We start from the raw sequence: 20,350 nt of genomic DNA on the forward strand, positions 1-20,350 counted from the left end.
TGCTTTCATAGAAGGGAGCATCCTAATTATGTCAAAAATGAAACTTATTAATTTTGATACATATAGAAATTCAATAATTTTATTTGAGAACACTGGCGAGATTATATCAGTGTCAGCTCATTTTCAATTTTTTGAAGGAAGTGAAAGCTATATTCAAGGTTTTATTGATAATGAAGAAGTTATTCACTTTAAATCTAATAATCCTGGTCCAACTATTTCTATATATCGATTTACGCCTAAGAATATTACCAAATTAATTATATCAAGTGAAAATAGAACACATGGAATGGTCACATTGTATACTTCAGAAATATAGCTAACATCTAAATTTTTTAATAGTTAATACGATGAAGTCTTGGATTAAGATCGCTTGTATAACATTATTTGTTTTTAAATAGCAGCTATATAATCAAAAAAAAGGAATCCTTTATTATAAGGTATTCCTTTTTTTTGATTATAATATTAAATTTATTATAGGGCTTCTTTACCCATCGGCATTTAACTAAAGCGAAATTGTAAACCTAAAATAAAATAACTTTATCCTTTCCTATAATTCTACAGAAAGAAAAGTGTATTTTTTACAAAATGTATGTGATGTCACGAATAATTAAAAAGTTATTCAATAAAAAAGCTAACTGCCGCATTTAAACATATTGAAAGTAACTAATTTAGTTATATATCAATCAACCACGTCCAGCTTGGAAAGATGGATATAGCGACATACCACCATCAGCAAACAGTGTAATACCTGTTACATAGCTCGCTTGTGAAGAAGCAAGCCATGCTGCTACCGCTGCAATTTCTTTCGGTTCTCCGATATATCCCATAGGAACCATACTTTCAACATCGGCACGTTTTTCTGGATCTGCAAATTTTTCAGCATTAATCGGCGTATTCATAGCACCAGGCCCAATATTATTTACACGGATTCCTTTTGGTGCATATTCTAGTGCTAATGTTTCTGTCATTAGCTTAACGCCACCTTTACTTGCTGCATAGTGTACAAATAATGGCCATGGAATTTGCTCGTGAACGCTTGACATATTAATAACACTACCTTTAATATCATGCTCAACAAAATATTTAATTGCTTCCCGGCTCCCTAAGAAAGCCCCTGTTAAATTCGTAGCAATTACCTTATTCCAATCACTTAATGGCATTTCATATGAAGGTACTGAATTTTCAATACCCGCATTATTAATCATGACATCCAGTGTACCAAATTCTTTCACAGCAGATTTAACGAGATTGATAACATCTGATTCAACTGTTACATCTCCTTTTACCGCAATCGCTTCTCCACCTGCTTGTTTAACTACTTGTACTACCTCATTTGCTTCTGATTCGTTTGAATAATAATTAATTACAACTTTGGCTTGTTCTTCTCCAAAACGAATTGCCATCGCTCTTCCTAATCCTGTGGATGCACCCGTAATAACAACAACTTTCCCTTTTAAATCTGTATACATAATTTTTTCCTCCTTTTTATCCTTTAGCAATTCCTAACATAATGCCAGCTGCAATAATGAAGATAATTCCAATGACAATCGCAATAAATTGTCGTTTTGTTTTCTTTTCACCTAATATAAAAATTCCACCTAAAGTTGAGATCACGATCCCCATTTGGGAAAGGGAAAAGCTTGTTGCCACCCCTACACGCGGCTGGGAAATAAATAAAAACATATTTCCTGCTGCCCAAATTAAACCAGGAATAATATTGCGAATCGCATATTTATTAAATGGTTGATGCTTAAAGGTTAGTAGAATTCCACCTAACACCATACCAATGGCTTGTGGTAATAACGCTGACCATCCGTCTATACCGAATAGGCGGATAATTACCACATATACTAAGTAACCAAGAGTTGAAATTAATAACATCACAATCCCTTTTTTGAAATTTCCTTTTTGTTCATCGTTTTTCTCCTCTTTGCTTTGGAGAGATGTGAGAACGATTCCGATTATGATACAAAGAAGTGCCAGAACACCTAATACAACAGATGTTGTTGTTGACCATTCATGAAATACAATGACCCCAAATAAAGTAGTCGAAACTAATTGCATCCCTGTTGAAATAGGCATTGTTTTAGAAACCCCAATTAAATCAATACTTTTCAATTGATTGGCTTGTCCTAATGCCCAAAATAGGCCAGATATAATCCCGACAATTATCATCATGGGCGTCAAAACGGGTTTTATAAAAATATAAACACCGATAGAAAAAACTAGAGCGCCAAGGGTAGTTCCAAGTATTTGACTGTAAGGACCGCCTCCTAGTTTAACGTTGAAGAGTACAATACTTCCCCAAAATAATGCTGGTAAAATCGCTAATAAAATATCCATTTTTTCTAACCTTCCTAAAACATATTTATTAAGTTGAATGCTTGTACGAGATAGTATCTTTGTGTCGAGGGAATTATTTTAGAATAAGAGAAATTTTTCGTTTTTCTACCCGTAATATTTGTTTACCCAAAATAAAAGAAAAATAACATCATGTTGAAAAAGAAAATAACTAGCACGAAATAAAAAAAGTTATTAGAAAGAATATGACCAATACAATTTCAAGTTTTGAAAATAGGAATAATGGAGAAAAACTTGATGCAAAATTAAGCTATGTTATACAAAAACAACGCATTATGTTTATACATGAGAAAAAGAAATAATATCGTAAAATCTTTAATTTCGTATATAAAATTAATAAGAAGTATGATATGATGAAAGTAACAAAATACTTCTAAAACTATCTTGCAAAAGGACACACCTACGCATACATATGCGATAGGTGTGTCCTTTTATATTTGTTTTTAAGATTTCAAGACTGAAAAGGGGGATGTATATTGTGTACCAGTAATATAGCATCTACTAATGTTTCTTTTGAAAAATTGAAAAGTCAGGAAGAGAATGAAAAAAACATAGTGTCAATATGCCCGAATTGCAAGAAACGCTCATTTAGAGCACTTTATAATGATTATCCAAAATGGATACAGTATTGCCTATGTTGTAATTATCGAGAAGTAAATACAATAGAGAGTCCGTTTGTTTATTAGATGTAGCTATTTACGTATTTTGATTAGGAGGAAGAATTTCCGATATGAAAATATGAATTAAGGCTATTTGTATAACATCATTTGTATTTCAAATGACAGCATGTAGCAATTCGACGCAAACAAAAAATGATTCGAGACCTGCCCAAGCAGTACAAAACGGAATACAACAGCACGTAGAAGGGAAAGGTATTGTTGATATTCCAGGGGATTATAAGGGGAAATTAAAAGACTTAGAGACCGTTAAAGGGAAGGTATTACATATAAAAGACGGAGATACAATAGACGTAAACGTAAAGGGGCAGAAACAGATGGTAAGGTTACTGTTATTAGATACCCCTGAGTCTGTATCTCAAAAAATTCCACCACAAAAGATGGGAAAAGAACCATCTTCCTTTTTAAAGAAACAGCTAGAAGGGAAAAGTGTAACATTTGTTTATGATCGGGGACCAAAAGAAGACAAATACGGTAGAAAATTGGCTTATGTATTTTGCGATGGAATACACATCAACGAATTAATGGTCAAGTCGGGTTATGGGATTATAGCCTATATTTCTAGACCTAATACTACAATTCTATCTGAAATGAAAGAAGCAGAAAATGAAGCAAAAGAATCAAAGGTTGGCGTATGGAGCATTAAAGGCTTTGTAGATGAAAAGAACCAGCATTATAACCGTAAAGATGCAGCTTAACACCCTAACCCATTGCAATACAAATATTTGTGCAAAATGGAGGTTTTTTGAATGAATGAAAACAGAAGAAATATGCTCTTATCCTTTATCATTTCAATTTTATTTATTTTCGCGAGTCTATTGCCATTTAGTAATAATGAATATGTGTATGTTATCTCCAAAATTGGTGCTGCAGCAGGTGTAATAAATATTGTGATGATGAGCGTTTTCTTGTATTTTCAAAGCAAAAAAACGGGACATTTATTAAATTGGTAATTAAAGCTAAATAGTTTTCCTTACTCATATCCTTTTAAGTTTGGTAAGGAAAGCCGAAAAGGAGTTGAAAGGTGAGTCAAGTACTTGGATTTTTAAAGTTTGTTTTAGCGAAAGAAAGACGGTATGTATATTTAGTTGTAGGAGAAAAGAAAAACAAAAAAGTACATACACACATGGTATATAGATTTGGTTCGCTAGAAAAAGCATTAGAAACCATGTACGAAATGCGTGGTGATTTTGAAAATCTTTTCCCTCTAGAATTAAAAGAGAGGGGATACGACTGAGAAGATATCAATGATTGGATACTTTCTATTGAAACAGGGTACTCGAAACACGGAAATAAACTAGTCATATACTAGCAAATGTTTTGTATTTTAAAAAATAGGTGAGGCGAAAATAAGATGTTGATCATTCAAAAGTATCACATTGTAATTGCTTGGACGATAGCTACTAGTGCAATGTTAATTAGTTTGTTTTTTAGTGAATGGATGAAGCTGCCGCCATGTGATTTGTGCTGGTACCAAAGAATGGCCATGTATCCATTAGTATTAATATTGGGGGTAGGGATATATAGAAAAGATTCGCACGTAAGCACGTATGCATTTCCATTTGCGTGTATCGGTTTAATGTTATCTGTATATCAAATTACAATTCAAGCGTTTCCTAATAGTGAGATGCAGATTTGTTCAGTAGGAGTTTCTTGCACAAAAGATTACTTAAATTTATTCGGTTTCATCTCGATACCTATGCTATCTTTTGTTGGATTTTTAGCTATCATAATACTTCTATATATTAAATCTGAGAGAGACAAAAGAATAAACAATACAGCGATTATGAACAATATGCTCGAATAAACAAAAAATACCTATAAATAGATAAAAAATATAAAGAAATTAAAAAAGGAGAAATAAAAAATGACAACAATGCAAGTAAGTAATGAAATGTACAAAATTCCAGAGGCGGATATAGAACTATTAAAAATCATGGCCCATCCAGTTAGATTACAAATTGTGAAGGAGCTAGAACACCACAAAATTTGTAATGTAACACAGTTAACAGAGCTATTAGATGTTCCTCAATCTACCGTATCTCAGCATTTATCTAAAATGCGTGGAAAAATTCTTCGCTCAGAAAGAAGAGGATTAGAGATGTATTATCATATTGTGAATTCCAAGGCATGTCAGATTGTCGGAGTATTAGGTATTTAATTCTAAATCGAAATAGGATGATAGAAAGAGTGTTGTTAAATATAGCTGCAAAAGATGATGTACTGCAGAATGATAAATTAACAAGCTTAAAGTTTAGTCCTTCTAATAATGGAGGAGCTGACTGTGGTGAAAAATTGATATAGGAGTTACTAAAAAAGAGTGCAGTACATGTCTGCATTCTTTTTCTTTGTGCCATAGCTACAATAGATAAAGTATTTTGTTTTGCTATGCGAAAACGATATTTTTGACTTTTTAAGCAAAGAAAATCTTTAGTTTACTGATTTGTATAGTTAGAATTAAAGTTTAGAATATTCTGTGTCAACATTATCAATTTACTATAGTTTCCAATTATGTAAAGATAGAATTGATTATAATTTTCCGTAAATATTAGATTGAAAACTATTATAAGGGGAATTTGAGTATTTATAGCTTGTTTATAAACGATGATTGGGGATACAGACAATAGGGTGATCAAGTACTGTTAGAATTTATTAAACGAAATGAGGTGACTTTAACTTGAGAGAAATTGCGAAAAAAGTACAAATGATACGTTTACAGGAGGAGCATTCCGGGCGTAAGGCAGACGCAGAAAAGCGATGTAAAATAGAAAGAGAGGGTATTAATTTAGAAAAAAATAGAGTTAAAAAACGAACTCAAAAATTTCAAACGTCAGAAGAAAAATGGGACATAAAATGTAAAAAAGCAGTACAATTATTTAATCAAGGAGAGGAATATCCAAATATTGCAAAAAATCTGAGGTGCAATGTGAGTAGTTTGTATAGAGAACTTAAGAAACGGGGCACATTACAAACACCAAAGCAGGTAGCAGTATCTAAATCATTAAAATCACCAATAACATCAACACGAACAAAAAAAACAAATTTTGAGAGATATAAAGAATATTATATGTACAAATAGAAGAATTCATGGCTATAAATCTATACTTAATTCTTTAGTGTTAAAAAGCTCAGATTATAAAAGGTACAATGAAAAAATGCATGTTTAGCAGCAAATCTTCTTACAGTATTGATAGAGCATCTTTTTATTTTTTAGGATATTTTTACATCTAACAAATATTGAAGGCTATTACCTGTTGCTTAGATCATAAAAATATTCATAAAACTAAATCCTTACTTATATTTGTTGAGTAGTTGGTGAAGAAGAGTTTTTTGCAAATGTTAAAATAAGAATAATTTGTCCGAAGCAAAAGAATCCCCATGTCATAAAGGATTCTTTTAGGAGAGTTAGAGAGATGTTGTCACTTGACTCATATTGATTTTACGATAAAAAGAATGAATATTCAATTTTATTATATATTTCTCAATATATTTCTTTTATTTTTATATTATAATTAATTCTTTTTATTGATGTATATCTTTCTGTGGTGAATCCTTTTAATAAGGATTCCTTTTTTAGTGCCTCATATATTAATAATGAGCCACTAGAGTTTAAGATAGTTTATACAACAACTATTGAAATTGCTTGATTATAAGGGAATTGTTGATTTCTATTGCTGGGGATCAGCCCTGAAAATTTATCTACAGTAATAATGATTACAGGTATTCTAACTCCGTTGATTAGAAAATTTGTTATTACTTTTGTGTCTCTATTAATTTTTTATAAAAAGTTTTCTTGTGTATACATCTATATTCTCTTACTCTTTTTAAACATTTTAATCTTTTTAAGTTTCTCTTATAAATGTAAAAGGTTTGGTGTAATTATAATGTTTTTAAATATAGTAGATTTTAAAGATGTTATAAGTGGGGTTCTTATAAAAAAAAGCCCTCACAATGAAGTGAAGACCTTTATTCATTTAATATCCGTCAGTATGGCTATGAGTGTATTGTGCGATTTTATGCTCGTTCAATTAAGACCTTAACCACCATGATTTCCGTGTGCATATTGAATAACATCAATAGCTTTATGTGTTTCTGTAGGGGATTGGGCACCAAACATTAAAGTAAAAATAGTAATTACACCAACTAAACCGAGAATTGTCTTTTTCATTTTAATGCCTCCTTCTCAATAACTTTTTTTCCTGCTTGAGAACATGAATAGAAATAATGACTTGCTTTAATATGGTTATGCTCTTTATAAAATGCAGTAGCAAGATATTCTTCGTATTCCTTAATGAATTCAAAAAGTTCTTGCTCTTTAAAATATGATACGCCTTTTAACACTGTCCTTTCAAGTGCTTCGGCAGGAAAACCTCCATTCATTGCATCTAATATTTTAAAATGGTGAAGATACTCTATATTTTCAATCTCTTGACAAACGGAATATCCTTTTGCTATGAGATCTTTAGCAACGGAGTGATTTCCTTCCTTCATGTGTTCCCTTGCCTCAATAAAAAGTGCCTTATAATTGTTAGGCATTTTTTGATTTACTTCTGAAAGATATCTAATAGCTAATGGCGAAAGGTTTTGAGTTGCATACATTAATCCTAAATTTTGACGCACCATTAAAATAAATTGCTCTTCGTCTATTTTTTGAAACATATCCATTGCTTTTGTAAAATATTCTTCAGCGAGCTCCCATTCTCTCAAATGAGTACAAGCTAAGCCTATAAGATTATCACAGAATGCTACATTGATCTCATACCCAGCATGTTGAGCAAAGATTTCTCTTGCCTCTGATACTTTTTTATAAGATAAGAGTCCTTGATATATGTCATAATGGAAAGCTCCAACTTTATAATAAAATTCCGCTTTTTCCAATTCATCAGGAATGCAGTCTAAAAGTTTTTCTGCTTTTTCATAACTCTCCTTTGCGATTTGATATTCGCCAATAGTAGAGGCATGAATCCCTTTGAAAAAGTGATAATAATAAGCTAAGAAATTATCTGTAGGCATATCAAAAGCCTCAACTTTGTCAAAACTGCTTTTTGAAACGCTTAAATTATCAATTACAAATTGGTATCTAAAATCTAGTAGTGAGTAGTAGAGTAATAAATCTTGATCCTCTTCAATATTATGCATCTTAGAATCAATTATTTTTTTTAATTGATGTGCATTACCTATACGCCTTGAGCGGATTTCAACATACCAATCGCTTAATAGCTTTGTAATTTCATTATTCCCCTTAGCTGAAACCATCATTATATATTCCCCCATCCTATAAAAGTCTACTAATGTTATATATTACCATCATAGCAAAGTATCCAGTTCGTTTAATTGTATTATGTTTATTTTTCAATAAAATTCAGAAAAATAAATTAATTTTGATGACCCAATTATATTTTATTCATGGTTTTCTCATTAACAATTCACGCAAAGGTGATGTGATTGAAGTGAGTCGGAAAATATCATGTTTGCATGAAAGGGGAATGAATAAATATGAAAGCCTCTCTCTACTATAGTGGCAGCTTATTGAAGTTTTAGGTTTATAATTAATAGACAGTTTTAGTTAAGGAAATTTAAAATCCCTGTCTTTAAAGACAGGGATTAAAAAAAGGGATGACAGTTAACAACTGAAGGTACCATTATATTACCATTATTGGAATTTTTATTCCATGTTTTTGTGTTGAGAAATAAATAATACATGATGTAAAAGGTGAGATGAGTAGAGGGTTCTTATAGGTTTAGCAATATGAGAAAGTAAATATTTTAATTAAATTTTTCTTGAAACGAGGAGTGGAAGTATTGTTTTTGCTTAGAAAGCATTATTCAAAGTTATGTAGAAATTATAATATGAATAAAAAGAGTCTAGTTAAAAAATTATAAGACACCAATTCATTGGAACGGTAAAAAACTGTTTTCGGAATAGGTGTCTTTTTTGTATTGAGCAGAATATATTTTCTCAACAGGAAAAATTGTAATTATCTATAAGTATTACTTATAAGGATAATAGGAAAATAGAAATTAATAATAAAGGAGAATGCGAAATGTTAACTGTAATATCTAATAATGACCTAGCTAAAATACGCGAAGAAGATGTAGATGTAATAAGGGTAATGGCACATCCGGTTCGATTAAAAATTATAAGTGAGTTAATGCATTATAAAATGTGCAATGTTACACAGTTAACAGAAATATTAAAACTTCCACAATCCACTGTTTCACAACATTTAGCAAAGTTAAAAGGAATTGTAATCCGTGCAGAAAGAAAAGGATTAGAGATGCATTATTATATTGATAATAATAAAGCTCGTCAGATTGTAGAAATTTTAGGACTATAGGTAAATTATACGTAAAAGTTTCCTAGGTCTAAGATAAATCATGTACCATCTAATCGAATTATCGCAGAGGAGTTTGGAATTAACCGTACTGTTCCAGGTGCTACCCAATACATGCAAGATCTTATTTCTATCTTTAACCAAAAAGGATGGCATAAATCATTCTATGCATTCCGTGAAGACACATGGACAGGGATGAATTATGAATTGGGAACAGGAAAATTAAAATGGGATGAAGAGGGTAAACCGATGCGTCAAGATAATTCACTCTGGGATGTAATAAAAAAAGATTTACAAACGCATAAATAGTTTAAATTGTTAGGGTTAAGGACTAAATGTAAGCATCTAATTCAAATAGAATTAGATGCTTTTTATTTCAAAAAAATGTGGTCGTAATTGTCTAAACTTTTAAAGTGAAAAAAGTTTTATGAATTTTTTGTGAGATTCCAACCCTTAAATGTTGAAATTTATTTACTTATTTCTCCATTTGGATATATTTCTCCAATTGGATGGAAGTTTAGAATACAGAATCAAAACATAATAGGCTGTTATCGATGAGTTTATCGTAAAGTTGTTATTTAATGTGTCATCAAATAACATTTATATACAATATTACATAAAGAAAAGGAGATATTTATAAAAAAATATAGAGTAATAGACACAACTTAAATAGTATGAATAGTTTAGATTGTAAAAACATGAAGAAGAAAACAAAAAATCCTTAAGAGTACTAAGGAAAAATGAGGGAGATAATATGGGGAATAATTCAAAACATAAAACTAGAAAAATACTTGCGGCCACTGCTACAGTAACTATGCTTGCGACTGGAATGATTTCTTCATCAGATGTCTTTGCGGAGCAAAAGGAGCAGCAAAAAAATTTATCGACATCACTGCAAAATGAAAAGTCAGTTAAATCAGAAAATAGAACATTTACGGTCCCAGGAAAAGGGGATGTTGAGGTACTGAAACAACAGGAAAGAAAAAATATGGCATTTAGTCCATATGAACCAACTGGTTTATATGCAAAGCCAAATGAACAAATAACGATTAATGTAGAAGGTAATCAAGATATTCAAGTATATATTGGAACGTATTCGTATGATGCTTCTTGGAGAGAAGATTCTAAGATAAAATCATTCACATTAAAACCTGGTATAAACACAATCCAATCTCCAAATGGGGGGATGATTTATTTTTATAATAAACAACAAGGTGGTACCATTCGAACAACAATCACAGCAGGTGGAACGACTACGCCTTTCTTTGAACTAGGAAAGCATACGAAACAAGATTTAATAAACATGCTGGACCAGTATCCTAATGCACATGCAGTGGAGTTAAAAGGCGAACGTGTATTAATTACGGCCAGCCCTGCACGTGTTAAGAAATATTTGTTGGGTTCTAATACAGATCCTGTACAACTCTTAAAAAAGATGGATGAAGCTACTCGAATTCAAGACAAAGTAGCTGGATTATCTGAAGAACAAGTAGATAAACATTATGTTCATTACGTAGAAGAAAATCATTCTCCTGATTATTATATGTATGCAACTTCTTATCGAACAGCATATGTAGGAGATGCAATCCAATACGTGTTAGATATTAATAAATTTATAACAGATGGCTGGGGCCCTTGGCATGAGGCAGGACATTTGAGACAACAATCGCCCTGGAAGTTTTATAATATGACAGAAGTACAAAATAATATATACAGCCTTTCTGTAGAAAAAGCATTTAATCAACCATCCAACTTAGAGAAAAGCGGAATTTATCCAAAAGCATTTCAATATCTAGAACAAGTGAATAAAAATTATGATGAAATTAGCGATGTTTTTGTAAAGCTTGTTATGCTTTGGCAACTACAGTTAGCGTATGGAGAGGATTTCTATCCTAAATTGCATCAATTGTATAGAGACATGCCTTCAAGTGAACTTCCACAAACTGATGAAAATAAAAAACAATTATTTATGATTTCAGCATCAAAAGTAGCCAAACAAAATTTGATTCCTTTCTTTGAGAAGTGGGGATTACGTCCAAATAACGATACCATTCAAAAAGTAGCTGCATTAGGATATCCAATTTTAACAGCAGAGATTTGGAAGGGTACGGATTCTAATCCAATTAAACCAGATATGCCTAATGTAAATAATATTTTAGAAGGAAACCAGTTTGCATGGTCACTAAAAGGAATTAGTGATTTCGAGTTTGCTAAAATTAATTTCAATAAATCGACAGAAGAAATGCAAGTAGACTTAAAATCAGGCGTACCGCATCATTATTTTAATGAAACATATGCGAGTATTAAAGTACAAAATGCATCAGGGAAAGTAGTATACAATAAAGACATTTATGGAAATAAACAACAAAATGCTGAATCGCAAAAAGTTTCAGTCAAAGTAGGAGATTATATTGAGTTAACACATCTAGAAGGTGTGCATAGAGCTACTCTCACAAATGTAGATAATAGTAAACAAGAGAGCTTTGGAAAAAAAGCCATGTACGAAGTTACAAAGGAAGGTCTGAAGAAAGTAAATCAAATTGTTAATCCGAAACCGGACACAGAAGCTCCAACACAGCCACAAGGATTATATGCAAGCAACCTTACTTCTAACAGTGTAGAGCTAAAATGGAATCCTTCTACAGATAATGTAGGTGTAAAAGAATATCAGGTATTACGCGATGGACAATTGATTCAAACGGTACAAGGAACGACGTTTACTGATCAAAACTTAACAGTTAATAAGGAATATAAATATGCAGTGAAGGCTGTAGATGCAGCTGGAAATACATCAATCCAAAGTGAAATTCTTCTTGTAAAAACCAAAGATCAAAATGTATCTTATGAAAAATGGGATCCAAAGAAGGCATATACAAAGGGCGATAAAGTAGAACATCAAGGGACAGTGTATGAAGCTGTTCAAAATCATCAAGGAAATGGTGACCCGAATTGGATATTTGCACTATCGTTATGGAAAGCAATTACAATCAATTAATATGTAAGAATCAGATGTAAAGATAGAACAACATCCAGTATTTTAAAGAATTACTGGATGTTGTTTGAATTTTGATAGATTTCTCTACTACGTTAGTATTCAATAATAAAAATTAGAAAAGGATGTAGATTAGTGATTAGTCAGAAAACGAAGAAAAGATTTAATAAAGTTATTATAATGACCGCAGCATGTAGCATGTTTTCTATGTTTGGAACGTCTATTTTGCACACTAAAGCTGCAACACATTCAGCTGCTCCAGCAGTTTATGTGAGTCCCAAAAATATACCTGCCTCAGATATTATTAGTATAGACTGGTCACCAGTTCAGACACCACCTTATACGTACTGGGCTGTACACAACTGGAATGCAGGTGGTGAAGCTGGAGGATATGCTGGTTTTCAACAACAAAGTGGGTTCGATGAAAATGGAAAACGTACTTTACATTTTGCCTTATGGGATCCAATTTCCTCTAAAGAAGCAATAAAGGCCGAATACTTATCTCCGAATTCGCAAGCTGGGCCCTTTGGAGGAGAAGGAACAGGAATGAAGGTTCAAACAACTTATGGTTGGAAAGACTACAATTGGTACACAATGACAATGCGTTCATGGCAAGAAAATGGTCATACTAAATTTGGACAATGGATGAAAGATGTAACAAAGAATAAATGGCATCAAATTGCAATTATGGACTTTCCGGTTGCTAATGTTGCATTTAATCATGGGTTAGGAATGTTTCAAGAAGACTGGGCTGATAGTGGACAGAATGTTCGAGAAGCGCGCCTGAAAAATGGTTATAGCCGAAAATTAGTTGATAAACAATGGAGTTCTTGGAATAATCAAAGTATTTCTGGAACGCATGATAATACTTATCAATATGATGGAGGAGCTACTTCAGAATATGTATGGGTCAAAGCAGGAGGTAATACGCAGTCTACTATTGGGGCAGGAAAAATATTCACGCTAAATCAACCTACTCAACCTGAAATAGGAAAACTAGATTATGATATCCAATCTATATATTATGAAGATGAAAAATTAAATGTATCTTGGAAACTAAAAGAAAATAGTACACCGCAATTTAAGGGGAAAATTGAAATTTATAACAATGAAAATATGACGGGCCAACCTATTAGCGTAATTGATGATATTAAATCTTATCAAAATGGAATCAGTCAATCTATATCATTACCAACAAGTGCTTATGCAAAAATTGTATTAACGGATATATTTGATCAAACTGTTGAGAAAAAGGTACAAATCAAAAATGAATCTCCAAACATTTTTGAAGGTAATGAATTTGCATGGTCGTTGAAAGGGATTGGAGATTTTGAATTTGCGAAAGTAAATTTAAATAAATCAACAGAAGAAATGCAAATAGATCTAAAAGCAGGTGTACCACATAACTACTTTGATAGTACATATGCAAGTATTAAAGTGCAAAACACATCAGGTAAAGTGGTCTATAACAAAGAGATTTATGGAAACAAACAGCAAAATGCTGAATCGCAAAAAGTTCCAGTCAAAGTAGGCGATTATATAGAGTTAAGACATCTAGAAGGTGTACATAGAGCTACTCTTACAAATGTAGATAATAGTAAGCAAGAGAGCTTTGGAAAAAAAGCTATATACGAAGTTACAAAGGAAGGCCTGAAGAAAGTAGAAAAAATGCCAGAAGCAACAATTTTAGAAGGAAACAAGTTTGCGTGGTCATTAAAAGGATATAGTGATAGAGAAATTGCAAAAGTAGATTATGATAAAACGGTAGAAGAGATGAAGGTAAAACTAGAATCAGGTGTACCACATTCCTATTTTGCTAGTACATATGCGAGTATTAAGGTTCAAAATTCTTCTGGCAACGTTCTGTACAATAAGGAAATCGTGGGAAATAAACAACAAAATGCTGAAAGCCAAACTGTGCCCGTCAAGGTAGGGGATTACATTGAATTTACCCATATAGAAGGAGAAGCAACAAAGGAAAAAACGCGAGCAACTTTAACTAACCTTGAAAATAACAAAAATGAAACCATTGGAAAGACAGCGAGGTATCAAGTGACAAAAGAAGGCTTGAAGAAAGTAGAGAAAATGCCAGAAACAACGGTTTTAGATGGAAATCAATTCGCTTGGTCATTAAAGGGATATAATGATCGAGAAATCGCGAAAATAGAATATAACAAAGCAACAGAAAAAATGCAGATTAAATTAGAAGCGGGTATCCCCCATTCTTATTTTACTAATACGTATGCAAGCATTAAAGTCCAGAATTCATCCGGTAATATTTTGTACAATAAAGAAATTATAGGAAATAGACAACAATCTGCTGAGAGCCAAACTGTTTCAGTCAAAGTAGGAGATTGTATTGAGTTTACTCATATAGAGGGAGAAGCACAAAAGGAAAAGACACGCGCCACACTTACTAATCTTGAGAATAGTAAACAGGAGTATATGGGAAAGAAAAGAATATATCAGGTTACCTCTATGGGATTATTAATAAAGCCATAGATTTCAATACAAAAGTTAAATTATAGATTTATATATTATATAAAAATCTTAACCATTATACGCATTAAAAAATGCTTAAGAGAATATAGATTGGCGGGTATAGTATGAACATATTTAAAGGGTTTCTAATTTCATCAATTGCAATGACCACATTTGTAGGAACAGATCTAATCCTACAAAATGATAGTATTCATAATAAAGTTTACGCTGAATCTAATAATGTCACATACAAAGAAAGAGATTCACAGGAAGAAAGATTAATTGTAAAGTTTAAAAATCAAATTGACTTACCTTATGAAGATGGTATTGAGAAACGAATAAAAAATGGGGATTATGATAACAATTTAAAGCAGTTATTTTCCGAAAATACAGAACTTACTTTGAATCGTCTGTTCTCATCTGTAAATCCGATAGAGATTGAAAAGTTATCAGTACAATCTAAATCAGTTGCTAATGAATCAGCTAATAATTTATTAAATTATTATATTGTACAAGCTCCTAATAACATAGAAATAGAATTATTACTGAAAAAATTTGAAACATCTTCTCTCGTAGAGGAGGCTTATATACAAGAAAAACAAATTTTGACACCCCCTGAAATACAGTTACCAAATTTATCTGTTAATCCGTACGATGATCCTAGATTTAAAAATCAAGGATATCTTGAAGCGGCACCAAAGGGAATTAATGCCTCGCATGCTTGGAGCATTAAAGGTGGTGATGGGAAGGGTACAACTTTTGTGGATATGGAATATGGATGGTTATTGAACCATGAGGATTTAGTCAATAAAAATATTAAGCTTATGTCGGGACAAAATATAAGCCAGCATAGAGCTCATGGTACTTCTGTATTAGGAATTGTTTCATCTGAAGATAATCAAATTGGAAATATTGGAATTGCACCAAAAGCAAATGTAAAAGTAATATCCCAGATCAGGGATAATGGAATTTATAATACGGCGGATGCTATTTTAAGTGCTGTACATAATTTACAAGCGGGAGATATTCTTTTATTAGAGGCACAAGCTTCGTATGATGGGTATGGGGATAAATATTTACCTGTAGAAGTACATCCAGATATTTTTGATGCAATTCGTGTTGGTGCAGATAAAGGGATTATTATTATAGAAGCTGGCGCAAATGGTTCAAACGACTTAGATAATTTTAAAGATCGTAATGGAAAAAAGATCTTAAATCGAAATAGTCCAGACTTCAAGGATTCAGGTGCTATTATGGTTGGGGCGGGATCATCAACTGTTCCACATAAACGTTTATGGTTTTCAAATTATGGAAGTCGATTAGATGTATATGGATGGGGAGAAAATGTTGATACAACATCAGCAAATCCAAGTCAAAATACTACAAATTTATATACATCAACATTTAGTGGAACATCAAGTGCTTCACCAATTATTGCTGGAGCAGCAACTTCGATACAAGGTATTGCTAAAGAACATCGAGGCTCTCCTTATACACCAGTAGAATTAAGAAATATCTTAAGTAATCCGAATACAGGAACAAAATCTCAAGATCCGTGGAATGATAGAATAGGTGTTTTACCTGATTTAAAAACTATATTAGATAACTTAGGTTTTAATTCAGATATACCGAACTCTTCTAGTATTTTAGAAGGAAAGCAGTTTGCATGGTCCCTAAAAGGAATTAGTGATTTTGAGTTTGCTAAAATTAATTTCAATAAATCGACAGAAGAAATGCAAGTGGACTTAAAAGCAGGCGTACCGCATCATTATTTTAATGAAACATATGCGAGTATTAAAGTCCAAAATGCATCAGGAAAAGTAGTATACAATAAAGACATTTATGGAAATAAACAACAAAATGCTGAATCGCAAAAAGTTTCAGTCAAAGTAGGAGATTATATTGAGTTAACACATCTAGAAGGTGTGCATAGAGCTACTCTCACAAATGTAGATAATAGTAAACAAGAGAGCTTTGGAAAAAAAGTCATATACGAAGTTACAAAAGAAGGCTTGAAGAAAGTAGAAAAAATGCCAGAAACAACAGTTTTAGATGGAAATCAATTTGCATGGTCCCTAAAAGGAATTAGTGATTTCGAGTTTGCAAAAGTTAATTTTAATAAGTCGACAGAAGAAATGCAAATCGACTTAAAAGCAGGCGTACCGCATCATTATTTTAATGAAACGTATGCGAGTATTAAAGTCCAAAATGCATCAGGGAAAGTAGTATACAATAAAGACATTTATGGAAACAAACAACAAAATGCTGAATCGCAAAAGGTTCCAGTTAAAGTAGGAGATTATATTGAGTTGACACACCTAGAAGGTGTGCATAGAGCTACTTTAATAAATGTAGACAGCAGTAAACAAGAAAGCTTTGGAAAAAAAGTCATGTACCAAGTTACAAAAGAAGGCTTGAAGAAAGTAGAAAAAATGCCAGAAACAACAGTTTTAGATGGAAATCATTTTGGGTGGTCTTTAAAAGGATATAGTGATAGAGAAATCGCAAAAGTTGATTATAATAGGGCAACAGAGAAAATGCAGGTGAATTTAGAAGCAGGCGTACCACATTCTTACTTTAATAATACGTATGCAAGTATTACAGTAAAGAATTCAACCGGTAGTGTTGTATACAATAAGGATATAGTGGGAAATAGTCAACAAACTGCTGAAAGTCAAACCGTGCCGGTAAAAGTGGGAGATTACATTGAGTTGACCCATATAGAAGGGGAAGCAGTAAAGGAAAAGACACGCGCTACACTTATTAACTTTGAGAATAATAAACAAGAATATATAGGCAAAAAAAGAATCTATCAAGTTACTTCAACGGGATTAAACAAAATAGATTAATATGAAGAACATTCTAATTATTAGTTAGATGCAAATAGTCGTTCATTATGAACGGCTATTTGGCTTTTATTTAACAATACGCTCTCTTTTTTATATACTCTCGTTGCCATCAAATGCTACATTTTTTTATAAATATGTTTTTGAATTAATAAATGTTTAAGTGCAATAGATTTGAGAAAAAAGAAACAGAATAGTAGGGTATTTGTTGATAAATCCTCTCAAATATTACAATGTTTTACATATTTGATATGATGTAAATGAGTTCTATGTATATTAAGGGAGGAATGGGAATGAAAAGGTTTATAACACGTGCAAGAGGTAATACAGTCTCAAAAAATTTAGTTTTAATGGTGTTGTCGATGGTTTTAATGATATTTATGATTACACCATCCAATGATGTATCTGCAGCCAACCTATCAAAAGCAGCTACATTAAAAGGCGTGAATTTATTTAATGGAAGTTGGACAGTTGCTATACAGGCAGCAAATTTACAATATGTTTCTGCTGAGCCTTTGGGAAATGTAACAGCAAATCGTAATGTAGTTAATGAATGGGAGAAATTTGAATTAATTCCGACTGGAGAATTATATACGTACGCTTTAAAAGCCAAAAGTAATGGGAAGTATGTTTCGTTTGAGCCAAATGGTAGAGTAGTAGCAGATCGTACATCAATTGGGACATGGGAAAAGTTTATCTTATATAATGGTGGAGACAATAGGATATATGTATTACAAGCACTCAGTAATGGTAGGTATATATCAGCAAATGGTGGTAGAGAATTAACGGCTACTAGTTATGTAGCTGGAAGCTGGGAAAGATTTGTTATTGTATACTTCTAAACTTTGAAGTGTAAAGGGCTGCAGGTAATTAGCAGTCCTTTTTACATGCTAAATAAGGACTTACTGAGGTTATAATGAAAAGAAAAAGAACCCTATAGGGTTCTTTTTCAAGGCATATTAACAGTAAGGAGAATCATGAAATGCTACTTCAAATCTTTATTAGGGGAAAGATTTTGAATAAGCTTAACATACATCTATTTTTACATAAATGTAAGATATAGTAAATTGATAATGTTTATACTTACTATTACTAATATTCAATTAAGATAGTTAACACTATGTATATAGTGTTAACTGGTGTTTAGTACAGTATACATTTAGAAATTTAATATTAGATTTGATTTGTTAAAAAAGCTAGAGAAAGTAGTTATGAAAGCAATGAACTAATAAAGAATTTAACAAAATAGTTATTTTGTTAAATAAAAAGCTATGTCTTGTCTATGTAAATATATGTTTGGTTTATACAAACTGTGAGTATTTTTAAGTAAATTATTTGTTTATAAACAAATATAAAGAGCGTCCTGGAAGACGCTCTTCCACCCAAACTTACAATGAAAAAGAATACGTGACATTGTATGCGTTTTTTTTTCTCTTTGTGTAGTTTATCAACAAAAAAGAGCGCTTTTAAAGGCGCCCAATGATCAAGATTTATGTAAAAAAGGTGCACAAGATATGGTATGTATGCTTCTTAATCTTGGTGCAGATTTAATACAAAATCCTTATTTGAAAACAAGAAGCCTTAGAGTTAGGGCTCTAGGGCTTCTTGTTTTGGTATTCTCACATGGTTTTTCAAAAAGAATAGAACATATTGAAGATAACATGTGAATGTTTCATAAATGTATCAAAAAAGTGAACAAAATTGCTATTGCAGAAGAAGCAGAAATGAAGTTTCTAATACGTAAGTACGTGAAAGGTATTATTTCCAGTGGATAAAATGCGCATGGGACACCTAATCATTATTTTATCGGGGGAAAAGAATATGTTATGAACTTGGTGGAATGAAAAAATGAAAATTTTACTTTTAGAGTGAAACTAAACAAAAATGCTATTTTGTAGAGCTTTAATTCCATGAGAAAAGAGCACTTCGTAAAAGTGCTCTTTTGACTAAAATCCATTTTGTAAAAGAGAGGAATACGTAATATCATATGAATTTATTTTTAAATGTGTTTAAAATCGTATAAAAACTTCTTTTTGCAAAACAAAGCAGCCAGCTTAATTAGCTAACTGCTTGTTGTACAAAAGAAAATTAGGCCCTACAAGTAAAAGATATGTAACTTTAAGTTACAACTATATTATAAGCAGAATTAAACATGTTATGCGGTAGTAAAAATAAGCTTAATCAAACTTTCATTTTGTATTAAGTTGGAGTATAAAAAGAGCACTTAGTAAAGTGCCCTCGTGACGAGTCTCATTTTATAACGACTATTTTATAAAGAAAGGAACTCAGGATATTATATGTGCGCCAGTCAATTGAGTACCTTGTACAAATAAAGAGCAGCTACCAAAAGTTAACTGCTCAAGTTGTATTATGAGTAGTATTGTTAGAATATCGAATTTTATCCGTTTAATAAAAAAAGCAGCTAGCAAAAGCTAGCTACTTAGCCCCAGGGAAGGGAGAGGAGAAATCAATTAGGTCTAAGTTTGGAATAAGGTTTTTAGATTTTAAGATCTAACCTAAGTATAGTATCGATTTTATTTGAGTTATTATGCATATAAATGGTTCCTCGTGAACTACCCGCCACTTAACGTCCTAACGGACTGTTTGAAGTAGGGGCTTCTCGGTTAGTCGTTACTTTTGGTAGCTAACGAATTCGTC

16 protein-coding genes and 2 pseudogenes are annotated in these 20,350 nt (G+C 32.0%); 14 read left to right on the top strand and 4 right to left on the bottom strand.

Features of this window, described 5'->3' with window-relative positions:
• The first annotated feature begins 28 nt into the window (after positions 1-28).
• A complete protein-coding gene (locus tag MKY21_RS28030) occupies positions 29-316 on the top strand; it encodes a hypothetical protein (RefSeq protein WP_086412017.1) in 288 nt (95 codons plus the stop codon).
• 367 nt (positions 317-683) lie between these two features.
• Here the strand turns inward: MKY21_RS28030 and gdh are convergent, their stop codons facing one another.
• Both gdh and MKY21_RS28040 read right to left on the bottom strand, forming a co-directional pair.
• Positions 684-1,469, bottom strand: a complete 786-nt coding sequence (gene gdh / locus MKY21_RS28035) for a glucose 1-dehydrogenase (protein WP_000287799.1) — start codon at positions 1,467-1,469, stop codon at positions 684-686.
• 16 nt (positions 1,470-1,485) lie between these two features.
• Positions 1,486-2,343 (bottom strand): RhaT/GlcU family sugar-proton symporter, encoded by an 858-nt coding sequence (locus tag MKY21_RS28040; protein ID WP_098606322.1) that lies wholly within the window; start codon positions 2,341-2,343, stop codon positions 1,486-1,488.
• Between the two features lie 494 nt (positions 2,344-2,837).
• On the opposite strand from MKY21_RS28040, the gene MKY21_RS28045 reads away from it, so the two are divergent.
• The 7 genes and pseudogenes from MKY21_RS28045 (at position 2,838) to MKY21_RS28075 (ending at position 6,117) form a co-directional block, all read left to right on the top strand.
• Positions 2,838-3,047: a hypothetical protein gene (locus MKY21_RS28045; RefSeq protein ID WP_000337626.1), complete on the top strand. Its 210-nt coding sequence runs from the start codon at positions 2,838-2,840 to the stop codon at positions 3,045-3,047.
• 92 nt (positions 3,048-3,139) lie between these two features.
• Positions 3,140-3,736: a thermonuclease family protein gene (locus MKY21_RS28050; protein ID WP_098606323.1), complete on the top strand. Its 597-nt coding sequence runs from the start codon at positions 3,140-3,142 to the stop codon at positions 3,734-3,736.
• A 51-nt stretch (positions 3,737-3,787) separates the two neighbouring features.
• Positions 3,788-3,991, top strand: a complete 204-nt coding sequence (locus tag MKY21_RS28055) for a hypothetical protein (RefSeq protein WP_097807911.1) — start codon at positions 3,788-3,790, stop codon at positions 3,989-3,991.
• A 71-nt stretch (positions 3,992-4,062) separates the two neighbouring features.
• Positions 4,063-4,350: pseudogene (locus MKY21_RS28060) on the top strand (hypothetical protein).
• Between the two features lie 42 nt (positions 4,351-4,392).
• Positions 4,393-4,845 carry a disulfide oxidoreductase gene (locus tag MKY21_RS28065; protein WP_000905546.1) on the top strand — a complete coding sequence of 151 codons (453 nt, stop codon included), beginning with the start codon at positions 4,393-4,395 and terminating at the stop codon, positions 4,843-4,845.
• Between the two features lie 60 nt (positions 4,846-4,905).
• Positions 4,906-5,199: an ArsR/SmtB family transcription factor gene (locus MKY21_RS28070; protein WP_000210390.1), complete on the top strand. Its 294-nt coding sequence runs from the start codon at positions 4,906-4,908 to the stop codon at positions 5,197-5,199.
• Positions 5,200-5,715: 516 nt separating this feature from the next.
• On the top strand, positions 5,716-6,117 hold the full coding sequence (locus MKY21_RS28075) for a hypothetical protein (protein WP_098606325.1): 402 nt from the start codon (positions 5,716-5,718) through the stop codon (positions 6,115-6,117).
• A 957-nt stretch (positions 6,118-7,074) separates the two neighbouring features.
• Here the strand turns inward: MKY21_RS28075 and MKY21_RS28085 are convergent.
• Complete coding sequence (locus MKY21_RS28085) at positions 7,075-7,206, bottom strand: hypothetical protein (RefSeq protein WP_000751016.1); 132 nt, start codon at positions 7,204-7,206, stop codon at positions 7,075-7,077.
• Positions 7,203-8,297 carry a response regulator aspartate phosphatase gene (locus tag MKY21_RS28090; protein ID WP_341078074.1) on the bottom strand — a complete coding sequence of 365 codons (1,095 nt, stop codon included), beginning with the start codon at positions 8,295-8,297 and terminating at the stop codon, positions 7,203-7,205. The genes MKY21_RS28085 and MKY21_RS28090 overlap by 4 nt, the downstream gene beginning before the upstream one ends.
• A gap of 785 nt (positions 8,298-9,082) precedes the next feature.
• Here MKY21_RS28090 and MKY21_RS28095 point away from each other — a divergent pair.
• From MKY21_RS28095 to MKY21_RS28120, 6 genes and pseudogenes are all read left to right on the top strand, one after another.
• Entirely contained in the window at positions 9,083-9,376 is a 294-nt protein-coding gene (locus MKY21_RS28095; RefSeq protein WP_097797635.1) for an ArsR/SmtB family transcription factor, read from the top strand.
• 27 nt (positions 9,377-9,403) lie between these two features.
• Positions 9,404-9,682 (top strand): annotated as a pseudogene (locus MKY21_RS28100) (glycoside hydrolase family 5 protein); the annotation flags it as partial.
• Positions 9,683-10,127: 445 nt separating this feature from the next.
• A complete protein-coding gene (locus tag MKY21_RS28105) occupies positions 10,128-12,368 on the top strand; it encodes a M60 family metallopeptidase (protein ID WP_000527908.1) in 2,241 nt (746 codons plus the stop codon).
• A gap of 132 nt (positions 12,369-12,500) precedes the next feature.
• Complete coding sequence (locus MKY21_RS28110) at positions 12,501-14,867, top strand: putative mucin/carbohydrate-binding domain-containing protein (protein WP_098920062.1); 2,367 nt, start codon at positions 12,501-12,503, stop codon at positions 14,865-14,867.
• A 104-nt stretch (positions 14,868-14,971) separates the two neighbouring features.
• Entirely contained in the window at positions 14,972-17,695 is a 2,724-nt protein-coding gene (locus MKY21_RS28115; RefSeq protein WP_341078078.1) for a putative mucin/carbohydrate-binding domain-containing protein, read from the top strand.
• Between the two features lie 290 nt (positions 17,696-17,985).
• Positions 17,986-18,534: a fascin domain-containing protein gene (locus MKY21_RS28120; RefSeq protein ID WP_047387444.1), complete on the top strand. Its 549-nt coding sequence runs from the start codon at positions 17,986-17,988 to the stop codon at positions 18,532-18,534.
• Positions 18,535-20,350 lie beyond the last annotated feature (1,816 nt).

Origin of the sequence: Bacillus sp. FSL R9-9497 (genome assembly GCF_038005805.1) — a bacterium.
Classification (GTDB): domain Bacteria; phylum Bacillota; class Bacilli; order Bacillales; family Bacillaceae_G; genus Bacillus_A; species Bacillus_A cereus.

Excerpts from the sequence above, each read along its gene's own strand:
- MKY21_RS28030 (WP_086412017.1), top strand. The coding sequence starts at position 29 with ATGTCAAAAATGAAACTTATTAATTTTGATACATATAGAAATTCAATA.
- gdh (WP_000287799.1), bottom strand. The coding sequence starts at position 1,469 with ATGTATACAGATTTAAAAGGGAAAGTTGTTGTTATTACGGGTGCATCC.
- MKY21_RS28040 (WP_098606322.1), bottom strand. The coding sequence starts at position 2,343 with ATGGATATTTTATTAGCGATTTTACCAGCATTATTTTGGGGAAGTATT.
- MKY21_RS28050 (WP_098606323.1), top strand. The coding sequence starts at position 3,140 with ATGACAGCATGTAGCAATTCGACGCAAACAAAAAATGATTCGAGACCT.
- MKY21_RS28055 (WP_097807911.1), top strand. The coding sequence starts at position 3,788 with ATGAATGAAAACAGAAGAAATATGCTCTTATCCTTTATCATTTCAATT.
- MKY21_RS28065 (WP_000905546.1), top strand. The coding sequence starts at position 4,393 with ATGTTGATCATTCAAAAGTATCACATTGTAATTGCTTGGACGATAGCT.
- MKY21_RS28070 (WP_000210390.1), top strand. The coding sequence starts at position 4,906 with ATGACAACAATGCAAGTAAGTAATGAAATGTACAAAATTCCAGAGGCG.
- MKY21_RS28085 (WP_000751016.1), bottom strand. The coding sequence starts at position 7,206 with ATGAAAAAGACAATTCTCGGTTTAGTTGGTGTAATTACTATTTTTACT.
- MKY21_RS28090 (WP_341078074.1), bottom strand. The coding sequence starts at position 8,297 with ATGATGGTTTCAGCTAAGGGGAATAATGAAATTACAAAGCTATTAAGC.
- MKY21_RS28095 (WP_097797635.1), top strand. The coding sequence starts at position 9,083 with ATGTTAACTGTAATATCTAATAATGACCTAGCTAAAATACGCGAAGAA.
- MKY21_RS28105 (WP_000527908.1), top strand. The coding sequence starts at position 10,128 with ATGGGGAATAATTCAAAACATAAAACTAGAAAAATACTTGCGGCCACT.
- MKY21_RS28115 (WP_341078078.1), top strand. The coding sequence starts at position 14,972 with ATGAACATATTTAAAGGGTTTCTAATTTCATCAATTGCAATGACCACA.
- MKY21_RS28120 (WP_047387444.1), top strand. The coding sequence starts at position 17,986 with ATGAAAAGGTTTATAACACGTGCAAGAGGTAATACAGTCTCAAAAAAT.